Raw genomic sequence first — 15,189 nt, forward strand, 5'->3', positions numbered from 1 at the left:
CGGACCTCCGCACCGATCCGCACGATGCCCCGCTCATCCAGATCAGCGAGCACCTCATCGGACACATTCGGAATATCCCGAGTGATCTCCTCCGCCCCCAGCTTGGTGTCGCGCGCATCGATCTCGTGCTCCTCGATATGAATCGAGGTCAACACATCCTCTTCCACCAGGCGCTGCGACAAGATGATCGCGTCCTCGTAGTTGTGACCCTCCCACGGCATGATCGCCACCAACAGGTTCTTACCCAGGGCCATCTCACCGTTCTCGGTGCACGGACCATCAGCCAGAACCTGACCACGCTCCACCCGCTGACCCTCATCCACAATCGGACGCTGATTCGAGCACGTACCCTGATTCGACCGGTTGAACTTCCGCATCCGATAGGACTTACGCGTCCCATCATCAGCCATCACCGTCACATAATCGGCCGAAACCTCCTCGACCACACCGGGCTTCTCGTTCACCACCACGTCACCGGCATCGATCGCGGCACGCGACTCCATACCGGTGCCGACCAGCGGGGCCTCCGAGCGGATCAGCGGAACCGCCTGCTTCTGCATGTTCGCGCCCATGAGAGCCCGGTTGGCGTCGTCGTGCTCGAGGAACGGGATCATCGCGGTCGCGACCGACACCATCTGACGCGGCGACACGTCCATGTAGTCGACTTGGGCGGAATCGACGAGCTCGACCTCGGAATTCCGGCGCCGCACCGCGATTCGCGGCTCGACGAAGCGCCCCTCGGTATCGAGTGGCTCGTTCGCCTGCGCCACGACATGCAGGTCTTCCTGGTCGGCGGTCAGGTAGTCGACCTCGTCGGTCACCCGGCCGTCGACCACTTTCCGGTACGGGGTCTCGATGAAGCCGAACGGATTCACCCGCGCGTACACCGACAAATAACCGATCAGGCCGATGTTCGGGCCTTCGGGTGTCTCGATCGGGCACATCCGGCCGTAGTGGCTGTAGTGCACATCGCGGACCTCGAGGCCGGCGCGCTCCCTGGTCAGGCCACCCGGGCCCAGCGCAGAAAGGCGGCGTTTCTGGGTCAGACTCGCGAGCGGGTTGCGCTCGTCCAGGAATACCGACATCTGCGAGGTTCCGAAGAACTCCCTGATCGCGGCGACGACCGGGCGGATGTTCATCAGAGTCTGCGGCGTGATCGCCTCGACGTCCTGAGTGGTCATCCGCTCACGGACCACACGCTCCATGCGGGAGAGACCGATTCGCATCTGGTTCTGGATCAGCTCGCCGACAGTGCGCAGGCGACGATTGCCGAAATGATCGATGTCATCGACCTCGACCCGAACCTCGATGCCACCGGGGGCGGTCATGGTCTTGTCACCCGCGTGCAGGCGCAGCAGGTATTCGATGATCGTGACGATGTCTTCCTCGGCGAGCACCGGTGAGCCGATGACTTCACCGGAGTGGATGCCGAGCTTCTTGTTGATCTTGTAGCGACCGACGCGCGCCAGGTCGTAGCGCTTCTCCTTGAAGAACAGGTTCTCCAGCAGGGTCTGCGCGGACTCCTTGGTCGGCGGCTCACCCGGACGCAGCTTGCGATGGATGTCCAGCAGCGCCTCATCGGTGCCCGGCGTGTTGTCCTTCTCCAGCGACGTCATCATGATCCCGGAGAAACCGAACCGCTCACGGATCCGCTCATCCGTCCAGCCGAGCGCTTTGAGCAGGACCGTCACGGGTTGGCGGCGCTTGCGGTCGATGCGCACACCCACGGTGTCGCGCTTGTCCACGTCGAACTCCAGCCACGCACCGCGCGACGGAATCACCCGCACACTGTGCAGGTCCTTCTCCGTGCCCTTGTCGACACTGTGGTCGAAGTACACACCCGGCGAACGCACCAGCTGCGACACCACGACACGCTCGGTGCCGTTGATGATGAACGTGCCCTTGTCGGTCATCATCGGGAAATCACCCATGAAGACCGTCTGGCTCTTGATCTCACCGGTGTTGTTGTTGATGAACTCCGCCGTCACGAACAGCGGAGCCGCATACGTCAAGTCCTTGTCTTTGCACTCATCGATCGAGGCCTTGACCTCCTCGAAACGGGGATCGGACAGGGTCAGCGACATCGTCCCGGCGAAATCCTCGATCGGCGAGAGCTCCTCGAGCACCTCCGCCAATCCGCCCGCCCGCGCGTCGCCGCGCGCCGCCGCCCGTTCGTGGCGGCCGGGCGCGCCGATCAACCAATCGAAAGAATCGAGCTGGATATCCAGCAACCCCGGAACATCGAGGGGCTCACGAATTTTGGCGAACGAGACCCGCTTCGACGCCCCGGAGACCCCGGTCTCGACGGGCATTCCTGTATCGGCGTCGGCCTGACTCGAGATTGTCAAGATGCGTCCTTCCAGCACCTCGCGCCGCCCACGCGTTCGCGTGGTCGTCGCGGTATCTGCTTGTCCTGTGGGCGGTAGTTCTCCTGTACGCACCGTGCTGGACTGTGCCCGAACATGCCTCGACAACAACGGGTGGAAAGTGGCACGCCGACAGTGCCACTTTCCACAGTCATTTCGTATTTCGAGAGTTGGACAGCACGCGACCCGGCGCGAAGCCTTAAATTACACCCAAACTTGGCCGATGTCGAGGACATCAAGAAATAGACACATGATTTCTCGTGTCTTCCCATATTGATAGTGACATCTCGATATGCGGTTCGTCAAGTCTATTAGCGGTAATTCGCCAGCTTTACTCGATCGGGTCTCCTGCCAGGGCCGCGGCGTCGGCCGCTCGTGGTGCGACCGGCCTTCGCGCGGCCAGGATGACAGCCATCGCGGCGATCGAGAAGGCGGTGCCGCACCACAACGCCTCCGCGGGCTGACCGGTGTGGTCGACGACCACGGCGGCGGTGGCGGGGCCGAGAACGGCGCCGATATTGAACGCGGTGGTGGCCAGCGCGCCCGCGAGCCGTGGCGCGGTGGGCGCTGCGGTCTGCACGATCGTCGCGATCAGCGTCGATCCCACCCCGAACGCGATCGCCCCGGACGCCGTCGCCATGATCGCCACCCCGGGCAGGGTGTGGGCGGTCGAAGCGGCCAGCAGCCACACTCCGACGAGACCGCTCGTACCGAGCGTGATGATCCGCTCTCGGTGATCGTCGCTGTAGCGGCCGGTCGACGTCACGCCGACGAACGATCCGATGCCGAACAGGGCCAGCACGATCGGAACCCAGCGGCTGCCCGGCTCGGCGAGCCCGGCCGTGATCGAACCGAGGAACGTGAACCCCGCGAACGTCGCGGCGTTCACCAGTACCGCGACCAGGACCGCGACGAGAACCGGGCGTGTGCCGAGCACCGCCCACTCCTTCATCGAAGAGGGTTCCTCGGGTGTCTGCCGATCACCGGCGCGCACAGTGCGAGGCACCAGCGCCCATACCGGGATCACCACAGCACCGCTGATGACGGCGACGGCCCAGAACGCGGCACGCCAACCCCACACCTGTCCCAGCAAAGTCCCGGCCGGCACACCTGCGATGCAGGCCACGGTCACCCCGGACACCACCACCGAGGTCGCGCGGCCCACCACGACCGGGTCGACCAAGCGCGGCAGAGCGGCCAGCACGATGGCCAGGAACCCCGCGTTGGCGACCGCCGCGACGATCCTGGTCGTCAGAAGCACCGCGAACTCGCTGGTCACCGCGCCGACGACATGAATCGCGCAGAACACCGTCAAGAACGCCGCTACCGAATGCCGGACCGGTAACCGGCCCGCCGCCACCGCCATCGCCGGTGCGCCGAGCACCATGCCCGCCGCGAACAGCGAGGTCAGCAGGCCGGCCGTGCCGAGCGAGACCCCGAGATCCTCGGCGATCCGCTCCAGCAACCCCGACACCATGAATTCGGACGTGCCCTGCGCGAACACCGCGACAGCCAGCACGAACACCACAATGGGCATAGAAGGACAACTCCCCGGATAAGGGCGCCGCGCAGCCGACACGGCGCCCGAGATGGTCGCGGAATCGGGCGAACCGTCGCCCGATCGCGGAGAAACGAACATCGTCCGGCGTCGCGAAAAATCTGCCTGTCGCGTTACGACCAGCAGTTTCTGCATTCACAACGCCGCCCAGCGCATATGCCGGGCGGCTATCGTCTGGACGCATCCGGGGAATTCACGCCCACACCATAACAACGTGCCCGGGCGGGACCAACACAATTACCGATTCGCCTTCGGACCGAAAGTCCCGGTGCTTCAGTGCGACCGCAGGCGTGTTATGGCGGCGTGGTTCGCCCGCGGATCCAGCGTTATGGCCGCCGCCCACACGTGTGCCGCGACGGCGCGCTGGTCGAACAGGGCGACCCAGGCGTCGGTGGACGCGCGGGTGTCGTTCACCCAGGTGGGCGTCGGTCCGAGTTCGGGAAGGTGCGTGTAGGTCAGCGCCGTGTAAGCGCGTGCTCGGCCATCGAAAATCGTTGCCGCGCACATGGGGTCGGCGGTCGCGCGTTCGCTCAGCAGACCCGCCTCCGCGGCCTGGATCGCATCCGGCGGGACGCCGTCGGCTCCGGGGAATATCTCGCCCACCGTCAGGTATGCCAGGCCGAAACCCCACACGCGGCGGGTGAATCGCCGGATCAGCCATTCGGCCGAATCCAGGATGGGGGAGCGTTCGGCGTCGGGATCGAGCACTATCGCGGTGTGGGCCGCGTCCTGTGCCGTGGAGGTCTCCGCGTGGGCGAACCCCCAGAAGTGCACGGTGTCGGAGCCGGCGGAATCCGCGCGGCGTTCGGCCATCATCGTCGTGAGTATCGAGTCGATCGTGGTCCTCGGTGGATATCGGATGGTGGAATTCGTCGGCTTGGGGGTCGCGGGTCGCGGTCGATTTCGTCGCTTGGACATTCGGCTCTCGGTTACCTGTGTGAAGTAGCGGATCAGGCCAACTCATCCGCTCGGGGCGGGACAGGGAGGTCTGCGGTGCGCGCGCCGTGCGCGGGCAGCAGAACATCCCAGAACTCGGCGCGGACCGCGTCCCACAGCCGGAAGTGGCGCGGGAACCATTCGCGGACCTGCGCCAGATCTGGCAGTGCGCGCTCGTCGAAGGCGACGAGACCGCTCTGCCCCAGGGGAATCGGCACGGTGTCGCCGTTGTCGCGCAGCCGGTAGGCCGGTGTGGGGTCGGAGCCGTCGCGGAAGAACACGATCTCGATCCGACTTCCCACCACCCGCCAGGCAGCCTGCGCGGCTCCGATCGTGGTGCGATGCAACCGGCTCACCCCCGCAGACCATCGGGTGGGGCCGCCAACGCCGACAATCGCTCCAGCACCGCTTGGATCGTCCGTACGTCGAGGGCGCGGTCGATGCTGCCGCTTTCGTCATGTGACGGGAACCCGATTCCGCGTGCGGCGGCGCGTTCCCGATGGCTCACCGCCTGCGGTGTCAGCCGTCCCGCGATCACCAGCGTACGGTACGCGGCCGCCTTCCACGCACACCGCTCGATCCGGCAAGTCAGGTGCGCCCGCATCTGCTCGTGCGCCAGCCGCACGTCGGCGCGCGCGCAGACTCCGGGCGGAACGAGTAGTCCATCCACCACCTCGCGATGCCCGTGCCGGTGTGTCCCGATGCCGTGTCCCGTCGGTTGTCGATCGTCCGTAATCCACTCCGACGCGCGGAAATTCGTGACGAAATCGAGTTCTGTTCCGTGTTGTTCGGCCATGTGCATATGCTGCGAACGTGCTCGCGACGGGGAGCTCGATTCGGCCGGTGCCCAGCAATCGGCGCGTACGCGCTGAGCGCTTCCCGAGTGGGCGGACATCGATTCCCGCCGTGGGAAAAAGCAGGTCACACCGTGGGATAGCAGGGGAGGACACAACGGAAATGGTCGGTACCAAGGCGGACATCGGCCGGACGACGCTGCCGCGTCGCCAGTTGGGCCGCGCGCTGCGCGACGCGCGTCAGGCCGGCGGTTACACCCTCGAGCAGGTAGCCGAAGTCCTGGAGATCAGCCGATCCTCGCTCGGGCGGCTGGAGTTGGGGCAGAACGAGAAGATCAAAGTTCGGGACATCGAGTACATCTGCCGGTACTACGGGCTACCGGACGAGCGGATCGAGTACCTGAAATCGCTTGCCGAGCAAGCGCGTACGAAACCGTGGTGGGAGGATTATCGGGACCTGGTGAGACCAGGGTTCAACACGTATCTTCAATTAGAAACCGCCGCCACGGAATTGCACTTCTTCCAAACGCTCATCATACCGGGTCTATTGCAGACTCCAGACTATGCCCGCAGTGTGCGACCGTCCGCGTCGATGGACCCCTCTGAAGAGTCCGACTGGCTCGTGGAACGGAGAATAAGACGATCAGCGATCCTTACTCGGAAGCACAGGCCGATGCGAGCAGAATTCCTGGTGCACGAGTCGGCTCTGCGTACTGTTGTCGGCTCCACGCGAATCATGTCTTCGCAATATCGTCACCTTGCTGACATGGGTACGAGAGAGAACGTCTCGATCAGGGTTGTTCCGTTTACCGCTGGCTTCCCCGGAGGACTGGCGGTACCGCCGTACATAATCATCGACTTCCCGCATGACGAGCCGTCCGTCGTCTACACCGAAGGGGCCATAGGCACAATGATTTTCGAGGAAAAGGACGAGGTGAACCGCTTCCGGGTGATTCACGAAGCCGTCAGCGGTGCTGCACTCGAAGAGCAACGATCGAGAGACTTGCTCAGAAATATGGCCAGGAGATGCGAACAATGATCATCGACCTATCCGGAGCGAAGTGGTTCAAGTCTGTCCATAGTGGTGAGGCCGACGCCTGCATTGAAGTCGCGTGGCTCGAGGCCGGTTACGTCGGTGTCCGCGATTCGAAGAACCGGACCGGCCCGGCGTTGACCTTCACCCCGGGTGGATGGGACGCCTTCATCACCTGCGTCACGAATGATGTATTCACCCAGGCAAATTGAGCTGCGAAGCTACGGAAGCCGACAGACGACGGTCCGGCCTCGCCTGCGCAGCCGAGGCCGGACCGAAGTCGTGTCGACACAGCCGATAGCACGCCGGACGGCGTGCTATCGGCACGCAGGGATCAACGGCGGCTGAGCCAGACTGCTGCCAGCGGGTATGGGGCAATAATCGGGGTACCGGCGATATTCACCGTTCCGCTCCAGAGCCCCTGGCGGGGGTCGATGTCATGCAGGTCGAGGCCGAGCGGCACGAAGTCGAACGAAACATAGGTCTCGTCCGGGCCGACCGGCGTCTGATGCCCACCCCGGCTCGAGCCGCCGCAAACCAGCGCCACAGTCCTGCCATCGACAAAAACTTGCAGGTCGCAGTTCTCGATCGGTGACCCGATCACATTGGAGGGGCCCCTCCCGATGTGGTAGGTCCCCGGCGGGATGACACCGTTGCGCGGAAACTCCGGATCATCAGCGGAGGCAACGGCGGGAGCGACAGAGATTGCGGCAGCGGCCAGCGCGAACCCGGCTACGATCTTGCCAAACTTCATCGATTAGCTCCTTCGAAAATCAGTCGAACTCAGTCGTATGTCCTAGCTTTCGTCCAGCTCGTTACTGCACTGCCACCCTAGAACCGGAACCAAACCCGCTACCCCCGAACGCGGAGAGCCCTTGGCAGCGCGCGGCGACCGAACCACAGGCCGCGTCGCATCCGGCGCGCTCCGGACACCGCAGGACCAGCGCGGGCAGGGGAGCAACATGTCGTTGTCTGCTAGTGTTGCCGAACCTGAGTCGTCGCGGGTCGAGAGGGTGGGGATGAGTCGTCGAATCACGTTGACACTGCTTATCGGTGCGCTGGCGACCGGGGTTGTCGGCTGTGAGGACACCACGAGCGGATCGCCGGCAGCGGGGTCTAGTACGACTGCTGCCCAGGCTCTGTTCAACCCGTGCACGGGGATTCCCGATGAGGCGTTGCGGAAGGCTGGGGTCGACCCGGCCACCGAGGAGCCCGGAATCGCCGGGGTGCCTCAGTCCGGCTGGGAAATCTGCAACTGGGATGGCCCCAAGTACTTCATTACCGTATTTTCCACCGGTCGTACGGTCGCAGAGTTCGAGCGTAAGCCCGGGAATGTCGATTTTCAGGATGTCACCGTGGGAGGGCGCCCAGGTCGGCAATTCAGGGTCGAGGGTGCTTCGAAGTATCTCGATTGCGATGTGTTATTCCCTGCGAGTCAGGGGGTTGTGCAGTTGAAAGTCCTGAACCGGGCAGGTCGGGACGACCTCGAGGACCCATGCACGATCCTGCAGCGGGTCGGCGTGTCGATTGTGCCTGCGCTACCACATTGATCAGGGAGGGGTCATATGAGCGAGGACAATGCGGAACTGTGGATTGGGCTGGCAGGACGAGCTCGGTCGGGGGAGCTGTACGTCGACGACGAGAATACCGCGTATCAGTGCGCGAAGGCATGTGACCAGCGTCTGGCGGACCTGGAGGGATTACGTAGGTTCACCGCTGTTGCCCAAAGCGTCTCCGGCTTCGGTGATTTCGACATGGCGGACAAGCTCGTCGGCAAGTTTCTGAAGCAGGCCACTGGTGATACCAACTCGATCGACCAGATCATCCTCGAACACATCGAGACCGTGAAGAACATGCGAGAAGTCATGGCGATCTCGTTCAAGCGGATCACCGGGCAGGACATCGAGAACGCGGCGCAGATCACTACTGCCACCGATGGGGCGGGCTGAAGTGTAGCCGCGAACAGCGGTACAAGACCCTTGAATCAAATTCCTTGTCTCGAGCCACCAAGGTGATCATGAACGAAGAACTTCTTGATGAAATCGCTCGGTTCCACGCCTACACGAAGGCGATTTCCGGTTTGATGCAGGATGTTTTCGCCGCCGCGCCGCCCCGGACCACCGGTCGTGACAACACGGGAGTGGTCGAGGCTACTCTCGCCGAGGCGGGCGAGTTGATCGACATCCTCATTTCCGACAACTGGGCGCGGCACATCGACCGAGGTGAGATCGGCCGAGCTGTGATCGACGCGATCAAAGATGCCGAACAGCAACGTTTCGCGTCAACGATGACCGCCGCAGTCGACAACGGAACCATAGATCGGCTCGAAGCACTGGACATGAACGATGTGGTGCCGACGAGATTCGATCCACCAGCACCACCACGGCGCCCCATAGTCGGCACCCCGCAGCTGGTAGAAGAGACTCTTCACGCCATGAGTAGCCGAACCGACGTAAAGCGCGACCAGTCCGTTGGAACGGTCGGAACGGAAGATGATCTCTATACATCGGTCACCCTGAGTCGCAGCGGCATCGTCGACTGCGTCGTCCGTCTCCCGTGGGGGATGGATGCCGGAGGCAGCACCATCGCCTGGGCTGTCAAACAGGCCTACGACGAAGCGCATCGGCTGCTCGCCACTGCGACCGATGCTTCGACCGACACATTGAGCAACTTGATGAACGATGCCATCCATGCCCTGGCATCGCTGCAGAACCAATCGCCGAGGGGGAAATCGTGAGTCCAGGAAAATTCGAAGTCGCGCTCGACTCATTGCGCGCAGACGCGAGGGTCTGGTCTCGTGAGTCGGCAGCGATGTCGGATCTGGGGGGAAGGTTGGACGCATTGAGATTCAACCATCTCCAAGCCGGGTTGTTTCAGTTCATCGTCGACGCCAATGATGAACTCGTCAGCAAGATGTCCGACCGATCAGCCGCGGCTTCTCGGCGGTTCGCCGAGGTAGCCGATACCCTCAGCTTCTGTGCTGACACATACGAGGCCGAGGATGCCGCGGGTAAACATCGCATCGATAACGTCTGGTGAGGGGAGGATCTCGTAATGACTTTTGATATCACGTCGTACGATCTGGTGGTACGCGAGCTCGAGAACTTCTTGAAGAAGATCGACGGGTCGATCGAAGTCGATGTGCCCTCTGCTGAAAGCATTGCTCTCGATCTTCCGTATGTTCGTCTGATTCCGTCGGTACAGCGAGCGGTCAAGGTGTGTGCAGACAAGATAGTCGAGGTCTGCAAATGGATTTGGGAGAAGGTCTACCAGATCGTACAAGGGATTCGCGCCCCGTACGAAATGTACCTGCGCAGCAACGACTGGGCTGCGATACGCAACGTTGTAACGAGTATCCAGGGCGAGATCGACCCGAACAACCTGCAAGCCAACCGAACATGGAAAGGCGCGGCACAGCTTTCGTACCTCAAGACGAGTACCTCGCAGAGCGCGGCTTCCGGAAAAATGGGGGATGTCTCCGATAAAGCCAGGAGCGCGATGATGGAATGCGCCGCCGGAGGCCTGGCCTTCTACAGCGGGGTCCTCGTTATCTGCGCGAGTTTCCTGGGCGGCCTCGCCAGGGCGATCGGGGAGTTGGCAAGCGGCATCGGCGCACCGATCAGTATCGCCGACATCGCTGCGACATCAGGATTATCCGCGGGTCAGCTGTGGACTGCGGTCACGTTGGCGACCGGTTTCGTCGGACTGCAAGCCAAAGCATTCAGCGAGCTGAATGCCGCACTTTCCGATAACAGCACCTTCCCAGGGGGATGGCCGGATTCGCAGGCGTGGACATTCGCCGACGCGTCGGTAGAGGGGGACGGTGAATCCAAGTGGCAGCTGAGCTGAACGAGGCCGAGGGGAGGCGTAGACGGGTCGAGAGGTGGGAACTGGGGGTTCGCTTGTTCGGCCTCATCGTGACAGCCGTTCCACCCACCGTGATCGGGTGGGCGCTCACTTGCACGGTCGTGGGCGAATTGGTGGGCATCGAGGCAGTGCAGCGCGGAGCGATCGTATTCGCCTTGGGGGTACAGGTGTTCGCGATCGCGGTCAGTCGACGGCAGCCGCCTGAGGGGCGGATGCGGGCGGCGGTCCGCGGTGCCTTCGTCAGTGCGTACGTGGCGGTTGCGGTAACGGGAGCGGCGGCGGTGATGCGAGGCTTGATGGGCAAAGTTGAAAACTGGGAGATATGGGCAGCTCCGCTCTACCTGGCGCTTATTTTCTCCCTTCTCGCTTTATTCGAACAATGTGTTAAGCCGTCACGGCCGTTCGGCGCGCCACGAGGGGGCGGGGATGGCGTGAGAGAATAACGTGAGGTTATCGGTAAATGTGAGGATCGTGATTCCAGTGGGCTCGAGCTTTCGGCGGGCTCAGTCGATCGACGTGCGATGATCCGCCCGTGCGGCCTCGAACCCATTGCACCCCAATACATTTGGCCCATGCATCGGCCGTTCTGGGGGCCATTTCACTCGGCGCGCAGGTCGGTGGGTTTCTCGTGGACTGCCTTACTACCCAGCGCCGTCTGACCCAGCGCAGGCAGCGAGAGATCAGGTTGACCGTCTGCTACTGTGGGCGCACTTGAGTCGTCACGGGTCGAGAGGGTGGGGATGAGTCGTCGAATCATGTTGGCACTGCTTATCGGTGCGCTGGCGACCGGGGTTGTCGGCTGTGAGGACACCACGAGCGGATCGCCGACGGTGGGTTCGAGTACGACTGCGGCGCAGGCTCTGTTCAACCCGTGCACGGGGATTCCCGATGAGGCATTGCGGGCGGCCGGGGTCGACCCGGCCACCGAGGAGCCCGGCATCGCTGGGGTGCGTCAGTCCGGCTGGGAGATCTGTAATTGGGAAGGTTCCCGATACTTTGTCTCGGTGTTTTCCACTGCTCGTACGGTTTCGGAGTTCGAGAAGAAGCCTGGCAATGTCGACTTCCGGGACGTGACAGTCGCCGGTCGCGCGGGACGGCAATTCAAGGTCGAAGGCGCATCGAAGGATCTGCTCTGTGACGTCGTGTTTCCGGCGCATCAGGGTGTGATTCAGCTGCGTGTCTCCAACAAGGCCTCGATCAACAGTGTCGAAGAACCCTGCACAAGCTTGTCTCGGGTGGGCGGGGCCATCGTGCCGGTATTTCCGCAATAACTGGGGGAGGAATTTCCGATGAACGAGGACAATGCGGCGACTTGGAAGAATTTGGCTGGTCAGGCCCGTGCAGGAGAGCTGTATCTCGATGATGAGAACGCCGCATACCTATGTGCCAAGGCATGCGATGATCGTCTCGCCGAGTTGAACAGGATCCTCTTCGCGACCCAAAATGCTCAGAACGTCTCAGGTTTCGGTGATTTCACGATGGCTGCTGCATTGAGCAAGAAGTTCCTGAAACAGGCAACGGGGGATTCCAATTCAATCGACCAGGTCATTCGAGAGCACATCGAGACGGTGCAGAATATGCGTGAGGTCATGGCGATCTCGTTCAAGCGGATCACCGGGCAGGACATCGAGAACGCGGCGCAGATCGCGAGTACCACTGAGCAGGTGCGCTGATGGGTAATCCGTACGGTGGTATGCCGCAGTTTCAGCTCGATCAAGGGCTGGGCTCGGCTATGTGGCGCAGTGTCACCGATTGGATCGCCGGTGAGGAGTTGCAGCCGAAGGTCGATACGGCCGAGGTGCAGGGCAAGTACAACCAGCAGCGGGACGGCGTGCGCAGCCGGGCTGCCGGTGTCGGGTTCGAGGGCGCGTTCCGGCCGAGGGAGGTCCTGGATGCGGACGAGTTCGAGCGGCACGATGTCGCCACGCTGCGTCAGAAGGTCGATCAGATCGATCTGAATGCGGTGAACGATCTGATCGCCGCGTGGAACACCATCGCGGATCGGCACCAGACCTCGCTGGAAACCTTCAAGACGGCGATGGAGCGGGCCACCGATGACAGTGTGTGGCGTGGTGAGGCGCGCAATGCCGCAGCGAGTGCGGTCAGTGACTATGCCGCCCAAGGTGCGCAAGTTTCGCACGCCGCCCGGCTGACCGGTAACAAGCTGTCCGAGTTGCTGACCGGCCTGGAGCCGACCAAGCAACTGGTTCCGCACGCGCCGGAACATCGCAGTGGATGGGACAATCTGCGTGGATTCGTGGTCGGGCGAGATTGGCGCAATGACGACGTCGCCGAGTACAACGCGAAAACAGAGGCGTTGCGGGTGCTTCGCACCGTGTACTCCCCAGTCGTCATGGAGTCCGATACCAATGTCCCAGTGATTCCCCGTCCGGTGTCGACTGCGAACCCGAACGGCAACGGCGACGGTAGCAATCCACGGGGCACGAACAACGGCAGCGGAAACCCGTCGGGGACGTCGTCTCCTGGTTCGAATCCGTCCGATACGAACTCCACCGACGAGCCGACGACTTCGTCGAGCACCGAGCCCTCGGACACGACCTCCGAAATGCCGGAGTCGACCAGTACCGATCCGGCTTCCACGACGGAGGATTCGACCACACCGGCTTCCACCACACCGGCGACGACACCCGCTTCGACGACGCCTACGCCGACCACATCGCCGAACACTCCCGGCACCCCACACACGAGTACGCCGGGGAGTCCGGGAAGTCCTTCCAGTCCGGGCGGGCCGGGTGTCTCGGTGCCATCCAAAGGCGTGCCGAACAACCCCAACGCCGTATCCGCCGCAGCCGCACGTACCGGTGCCTCGCCCGGACGCGCCGGTACCAGCGGCATGGGCGGAATGGCGCCCGGTGCGCGGGGCGGCAAGTCCGATGAGGAATCTACCAAGGGCATCCCGGATTACCTGATCACTCAGGAACACGGCAACGAGCTCACGGGGCTGGACGAACTGCCCCGGACGGTGCCGCCGGTCATCGGTGACAACCCGCGATAAGGATGTCATCGAATGCCTGAGGTGCAGAGCTGGCGGTTCACCGCGCTCGAATTCCGGACGCTGTGGGAGTCGACCGGCCGGGACGTGTTGCCGTATCCCTTGCAGCATCAGTACACGACGGAATTCCGGTCGGAGAGTTTGCGATTGCGGCAGGCGGCGGCGCAGTCGTTGCGCCCGCGCATCGATGACGACCTGCTCCGTGCGGTGGAAGTGCTGCTGGCGCCGGAGGCCCGGGTGGAAGTGGCCGGATTCGCAGGCAAGCGCAAGGACCGGAAGCTGCGGGCGCATGCGGGGGTGCACTACGAGCACGGCGCGATCGCGGTGCAGGAACCGGGACCGGACGTCGAGCACGGCGGTGATGTGGTGTTGACGTTGCTGTCCGCCGGTGCGGTGGCGCGGGCCGTGGTCGATGTGTTCCCCGCCTGCGGGCCGGGGCAGGGCAAGCAATTGCAGGCTTCCGCGGAGGAGTTGGCGCGGCCGCGTCCGCCGGTGCGCGATGCCTGGCGGCCGACGCCGCGGGAGGAGTTCGAGCGGTTCTTCACCCGGGCGATGACCTTGATCGGTCATGTCGGCGTCTACGCGATGGGAAGTGTGGACAATCGGCACATCGACGGGCGCAAGGATTTCCAGCTCAACGATGTCGAGAAGGACGGCAGGTACGTCACTTTCGGCGACGACCCGGTGACGATCAAACCCACCACTTCCGAACGCATCACCGCCACCCTGCAACAGATGATCGCCAGAACGGTCAAGGACGTGCGCGACGGGGTTCACTTACCGTACTGACCTCGCGAGCGGCGAGGCGTTTCGACGCCGCCGGCAGTGCCGCCACCGCATTCGTCCCTACCAGGCGCGCGTCACCGCAGGCCCGGCTCAGGGTGTGCCCCTGCTCCAGGGGCCTGAGGCGAAGCGGTGGGAGGGTGCCGCGGCCCCTGCCTCCGGCAGGTCACGACACGCGCGACACACGCCACCGGCCCCGACTCGGCAGAAGCCGTGCGGCCGACATGTCGGGAACGCCACGGCGGCTCCGTCCCAGGAGTAGACGGCCGAGCCGTCCGCATGGGCACGCACCGCCAGGCCCACGCCCAACGACAATGAGACCTCTAGAGCACACGAGCCTACGTGTCGAGATCGGCGCGCCAGTTCCGTTCCGCAGCGCGAAACATAGGGAGTAGAAGTCATGCCCATCAAGTTGGAGAACGTCGCCATCGCGGTTCGCGACCTCGAAGCGACGATCGCTTTTTTCACCGACCTCGGTCTGACCGTCATCGGCCGGGACACGGTCAGCGGCGAGTGGACCGACACCGCCGTCGGCCTCGACGGCAACCACGCCAAGATCGCCATGCTCCAGACACCAGACGGCAACGGTCGGCTCGAGCTCTTCGAGTACATCCACCCCGACGCAATCGAGACGAGCCCGACCCGGCCCAACGAGATCGGGATGCACCGCGTCGCGTTCTCGGTGGACGACCTCGACGAGGCCCTCGAGATCGCGGCGAGGCACGGCTGCCACCCTCTGCGCGGCGTGGCGACGTACAGGGACGTCTACAAGCTCACCTACGTCCGCGGACCCAGCGGCATCATCGTGATGCTTGCCGAAGAGCTGAACAAGAGCTGAC

General features: G+C 63.4%; 18 protein-coding genes. 12 read left to right on the forward strand and 6 right to left on the reverse strand.

Going from position 1 to position 15,189, the window contains the following annotated elements:
- The 5 genes from rpoB to ABZ803_RS04360 all read right to left on the reverse strand — a co-directional run.
- On the reverse strand, nt 1-2,366 hold a 2,366-nt coding region (gene rpoB, locus ABZ803_RS04340), incomplete at its 3' end, for a DNA-directed RNA polymerase subunit beta (protein WP_357034274.1).
- 331 nt (nt 2,367-2,697) lie between these two features.
- On the reverse strand, nt 2,698-3,903 hold the full coding sequence (locus ABZ803_RS04345; RefSeq protein WP_357032725.1) for a Cmx/CmrA family chloramphenicol efflux MFS transporter: 1,206 nt from the start codon (nt 3,901-3,903) through the stop codon (nt 2,698-2,700).
- A 294-nt stretch (nt 3,904-4,197) separates the two neighbouring features.
- The gene (locus tag ABZ803_RS04350; protein ID WP_357032728.1) at nt 4,198-4,740 is read right to left on the reverse strand and encodes a hypothetical protein; all 543 of its coding nucleotides are present in this window, start codon (nt 4,738-4,740) and stop codon (nt 4,198-4,200) included.
- A 134-nt stretch (nt 4,741-4,874) separates the two neighbouring features.
- Nucleotides 4,875-5,216: a hypothetical protein gene (locus tag ABZ803_RS04355; protein WP_357032731.1), complete on the reverse strand. Its 342-nt coding sequence runs from the start codon at nt 5,214-5,216 to the stop codon at nt 4,875-4,877.
- A complete protein-coding gene (locus ABZ803_RS04360; RefSeq protein ID WP_357032735.1) occupies nt 5,213-5,656 on the reverse strand; it encodes a hypothetical protein in 444 nt (147 codons plus the stop codon). Before ABZ803_RS04360 ends, ABZ803_RS04355 begins: the two co-directional genes overlap by 4 nt.
- Nucleotides 5,657-5,817: 161 nt before the next feature.
- On the opposite strand from ABZ803_RS04360, the gene ABZ803_RS04365 reads away from it, so the two are divergent.
- Both ABZ803_RS04365 and ABZ803_RS04370 read left to right on the forward strand, forming a co-directional pair.
- The gene (locus ABZ803_RS04365; RefSeq protein ID WP_357032738.1) at nt 5,818-6,693 is read left to right on the forward strand and encodes a helix-turn-helix transcriptional regulator; all 876 of its coding nucleotides are present in this window, start codon (nt 5,818-5,820) and stop codon (nt 6,691-6,693) included.
- Entirely contained in the window at nt 6,690-6,899 is a 210-nt protein-coding gene (locus ABZ803_RS04370) for a DUF397 domain-containing protein (protein ID WP_357032741.1), read from the forward strand. Before ABZ803_RS04365 ends, ABZ803_RS04370 begins: the two co-directional genes overlap by 4 nt.
- Nucleotides 6,900-7,021: 122 nt before the next feature.
- Here ABZ803_RS04370 and ABZ803_RS04375 read toward each other — a convergent pair whose 3' ends face one another.
- On the reverse strand, nt 7,022-7,441 hold the full coding sequence (locus ABZ803_RS04375; protein ID WP_357032744.1) for a hypothetical protein: 420 nt from the start codon (nt 7,439-7,441) through the stop codon (nt 7,022-7,024).
- 283 nt (nt 7,442-7,724) lie between these two features.
- Here ABZ803_RS04375 and ABZ803_RS04380 point away from each other — a divergent pair, with 283 nt between their 5' ends.
- From ABZ803_RS04380 to ABZ803_RS04425, 10 genes are all read left to right on the forward strand, one after another.
- A complete protein-coding gene (locus ABZ803_RS04380; protein WP_357032747.1) occupies nt 7,725-8,237 on the forward strand; it encodes a DUF3558 domain-containing protein in 513 nt (170 codons plus the stop codon).
- A gap of 15 nt (nt 8,238-8,252) precedes the next feature.
- Nucleotides 8,253-8,636, forward strand: coding sequence for a hypothetical protein (locus ABZ803_RS04385; protein ID WP_357032749.1), 384 nt, complete (start codon nt 8,253-8,255; stop codon nt 8,634-8,636).
- Between the two features lie 68 nt (nt 8,637-8,704).
- Nucleotides 8,705-9,424, forward strand: a complete 720-nt coding sequence (locus tag ABZ803_RS04390) for a hypothetical protein (protein ID WP_357032752.1) — start codon at nt 8,705-8,707, stop codon at nt 9,422-9,424.
- A complete protein-coding gene (locus tag ABZ803_RS04395) occupies nt 9,421-9,726 on the forward strand; it encodes a hypothetical protein (protein ID WP_357032754.1) in 306 nt (101 codons plus the stop codon). The genes ABZ803_RS04390 and ABZ803_RS04395 overlap by 4 nt, the downstream gene beginning before the upstream one ends.
- A gap of 15 nt (nt 9,727-9,741) precedes the next feature.
- Nucleotides 9,742-10,536 (forward strand): hypothetical protein, encoded by a 795-nt coding sequence (locus tag ABZ803_RS04400; RefSeq protein WP_357032756.1) that lies wholly within the window; start codon nt 9,742-9,744, stop codon nt 10,534-10,536.
- A 773-nt stretch (nt 10,537-11,309) separates the two neighbouring features.
- Nucleotides 11,310-11,825 (forward strand): DUF3558 domain-containing protein, encoded by a 516-nt coding sequence (locus tag ABZ803_RS04405; RefSeq protein WP_357032759.1) that lies wholly within the window; start codon nt 11,310-11,312, stop codon nt 11,823-11,825.
- Between the two features lie 18 nt (nt 11,826-11,843).
- On the forward strand, nt 11,844-12,227 hold the full coding sequence (locus tag ABZ803_RS04410; protein WP_357032762.1) for a hypothetical protein: 384 nt from the start codon (nt 11,844-11,846) through the stop codon (nt 12,225-12,227).
- Nucleotides 12,227-13,570 (forward strand): hypothetical protein, encoded by a 1,344-nt coding sequence (locus ABZ803_RS04415; protein WP_357032765.1) that lies wholly within the window; start codon nt 12,227-12,229, stop codon nt 13,568-13,570. Before ABZ803_RS04410 ends, ABZ803_RS04415 begins: the two co-directional genes overlap by 1 nt.
- 12 nt (nt 13,571-13,582) lie before the next feature.
- Entirely contained in the window at nt 13,583-14,356 is a 774-nt protein-coding gene (locus ABZ803_RS04420) for an ESX secretion-associated protein EspG (protein WP_357032768.1), read from the forward strand.
- A 394-nt stretch (nt 14,357-14,750) separates the two neighbouring features.
- Nucleotides 14,751-15,188 carry a VOC family protein gene (locus ABZ803_RS04425; RefSeq protein WP_357032771.1) on the forward strand — a complete coding sequence of 146 codons (438 nt, stop codon included), beginning with the start codon at nt 14,751-14,753 and terminating at the stop codon, nt 15,186-15,188.
- Nucleotide 15,189 lies beyond the last annotated feature (1 nt).

The sequence above is a fragment of the Nocardia sp. NPDC047648 genome (assembly GCF_040642815.1).
Classification (GTDB): domain Bacteria; phylum Actinomycetota; class Actinomycetes; order Mycobacteriales; family Mycobacteriaceae; genus Nocardia; species Nocardia gamkensis.

What these genes read in the sequence shown, in the direction of transcription:
- ABZ803_RS04365 (WP_357032738.1), top strand. Translation starts at nt 5,818, where the DNA reads ATGGTCGGTACCAAGGCGGACATCGGCCGGACGACGCTGCCGCGTCGC.
- ABZ803_RS04415 (WP_357032765.1), top strand. Translation starts at nt 12,227, where the DNA reads ATGGGTAATCCGTACGGTGGTATGCCGCAGTTTCAGCTCGATCAAGGG.
- ABZ803_RS04405 (WP_357032759.1), top strand. Translation starts at nt 11,310, where the DNA reads ATGTTGGCACTGCTTATCGGTGCGCTGGCGACCGGGGTTGTCGGCTGT.
- ABZ803_RS04420 (WP_357032768.1), top strand. Translation starts at nt 13,583, where the DNA reads ATGCCTGAGGTGCAGAGCTGGCGGTTCACCGCGCTCGAATTCCGGACG.
- ABZ803_RS04345 (WP_357032725.1), bottom strand. Translation starts at nt 3,903, where the DNA reads ATGCCCATTGTGGTGTTCGTGCTGGCTGTCGCGGTGTTCGCGCAGGGC.
- ABZ803_RS04385 (WP_357032749.1), top strand. Translation starts at nt 8,253, where the DNA reads ATGAGCGAGGACAATGCGGAACTGTGGATTGGGCTGGCAGGACGAGCT.
- ABZ803_RS04390 (WP_357032752.1), top strand. Translation starts at nt 8,705, where the DNA reads ATGAACGAAGAACTTCTTGATGAAATCGCTCGGTTCCACGCCTACACG.
- ABZ803_RS04425 (WP_357032771.1), top strand. Translation starts at nt 14,751, where the DNA reads ATGCCCATCAAGTTGGAGAACGTCGCCATCGCGGTTCGCGACCTCGAA.
- ABZ803_RS04375 (WP_357032744.1), bottom strand. Translation starts at nt 7,441, where the DNA reads ATGAAGTTTGGCAAGATCGTAGCCGGGTTCGCGCTGGCCGCTGCCGCA.
- ABZ803_RS04400 (WP_357032756.1), top strand. Translation starts at nt 9,742, where the DNA reads ATGACTTTTGATATCACGTCGTACGATCTGGTGGTACGCGAGCTCGAG.
- ABZ803_RS04350 (WP_357032728.1), bottom strand. Translation starts at nt 4,740, where the DNA reads ATGATGGCCGAACGCCGCGCGGATTCCGCCGGCTCCGACACCGTGCAC.
- ABZ803_RS04410 (WP_357032762.1), top strand. Translation starts at nt 11,844, where the DNA reads ATGAACGAGGACAATGCGGCGACTTGGAAGAATTTGGCTGGTCAGGCC.
- ABZ803_RS04370 (WP_357032741.1), top strand. Translation starts at nt 6,690, where the DNA reads ATGATCATCGACCTATCCGGAGCGAAGTGGTTCAAGTCTGTCCATAGT.
- ABZ803_RS04360 (WP_357032735.1), bottom strand. Translation starts at nt 5,656, where the DNA reads ATGGCCGAACAACACGGAACAGAACTCGATTTCGTCACGAATTTCCGC.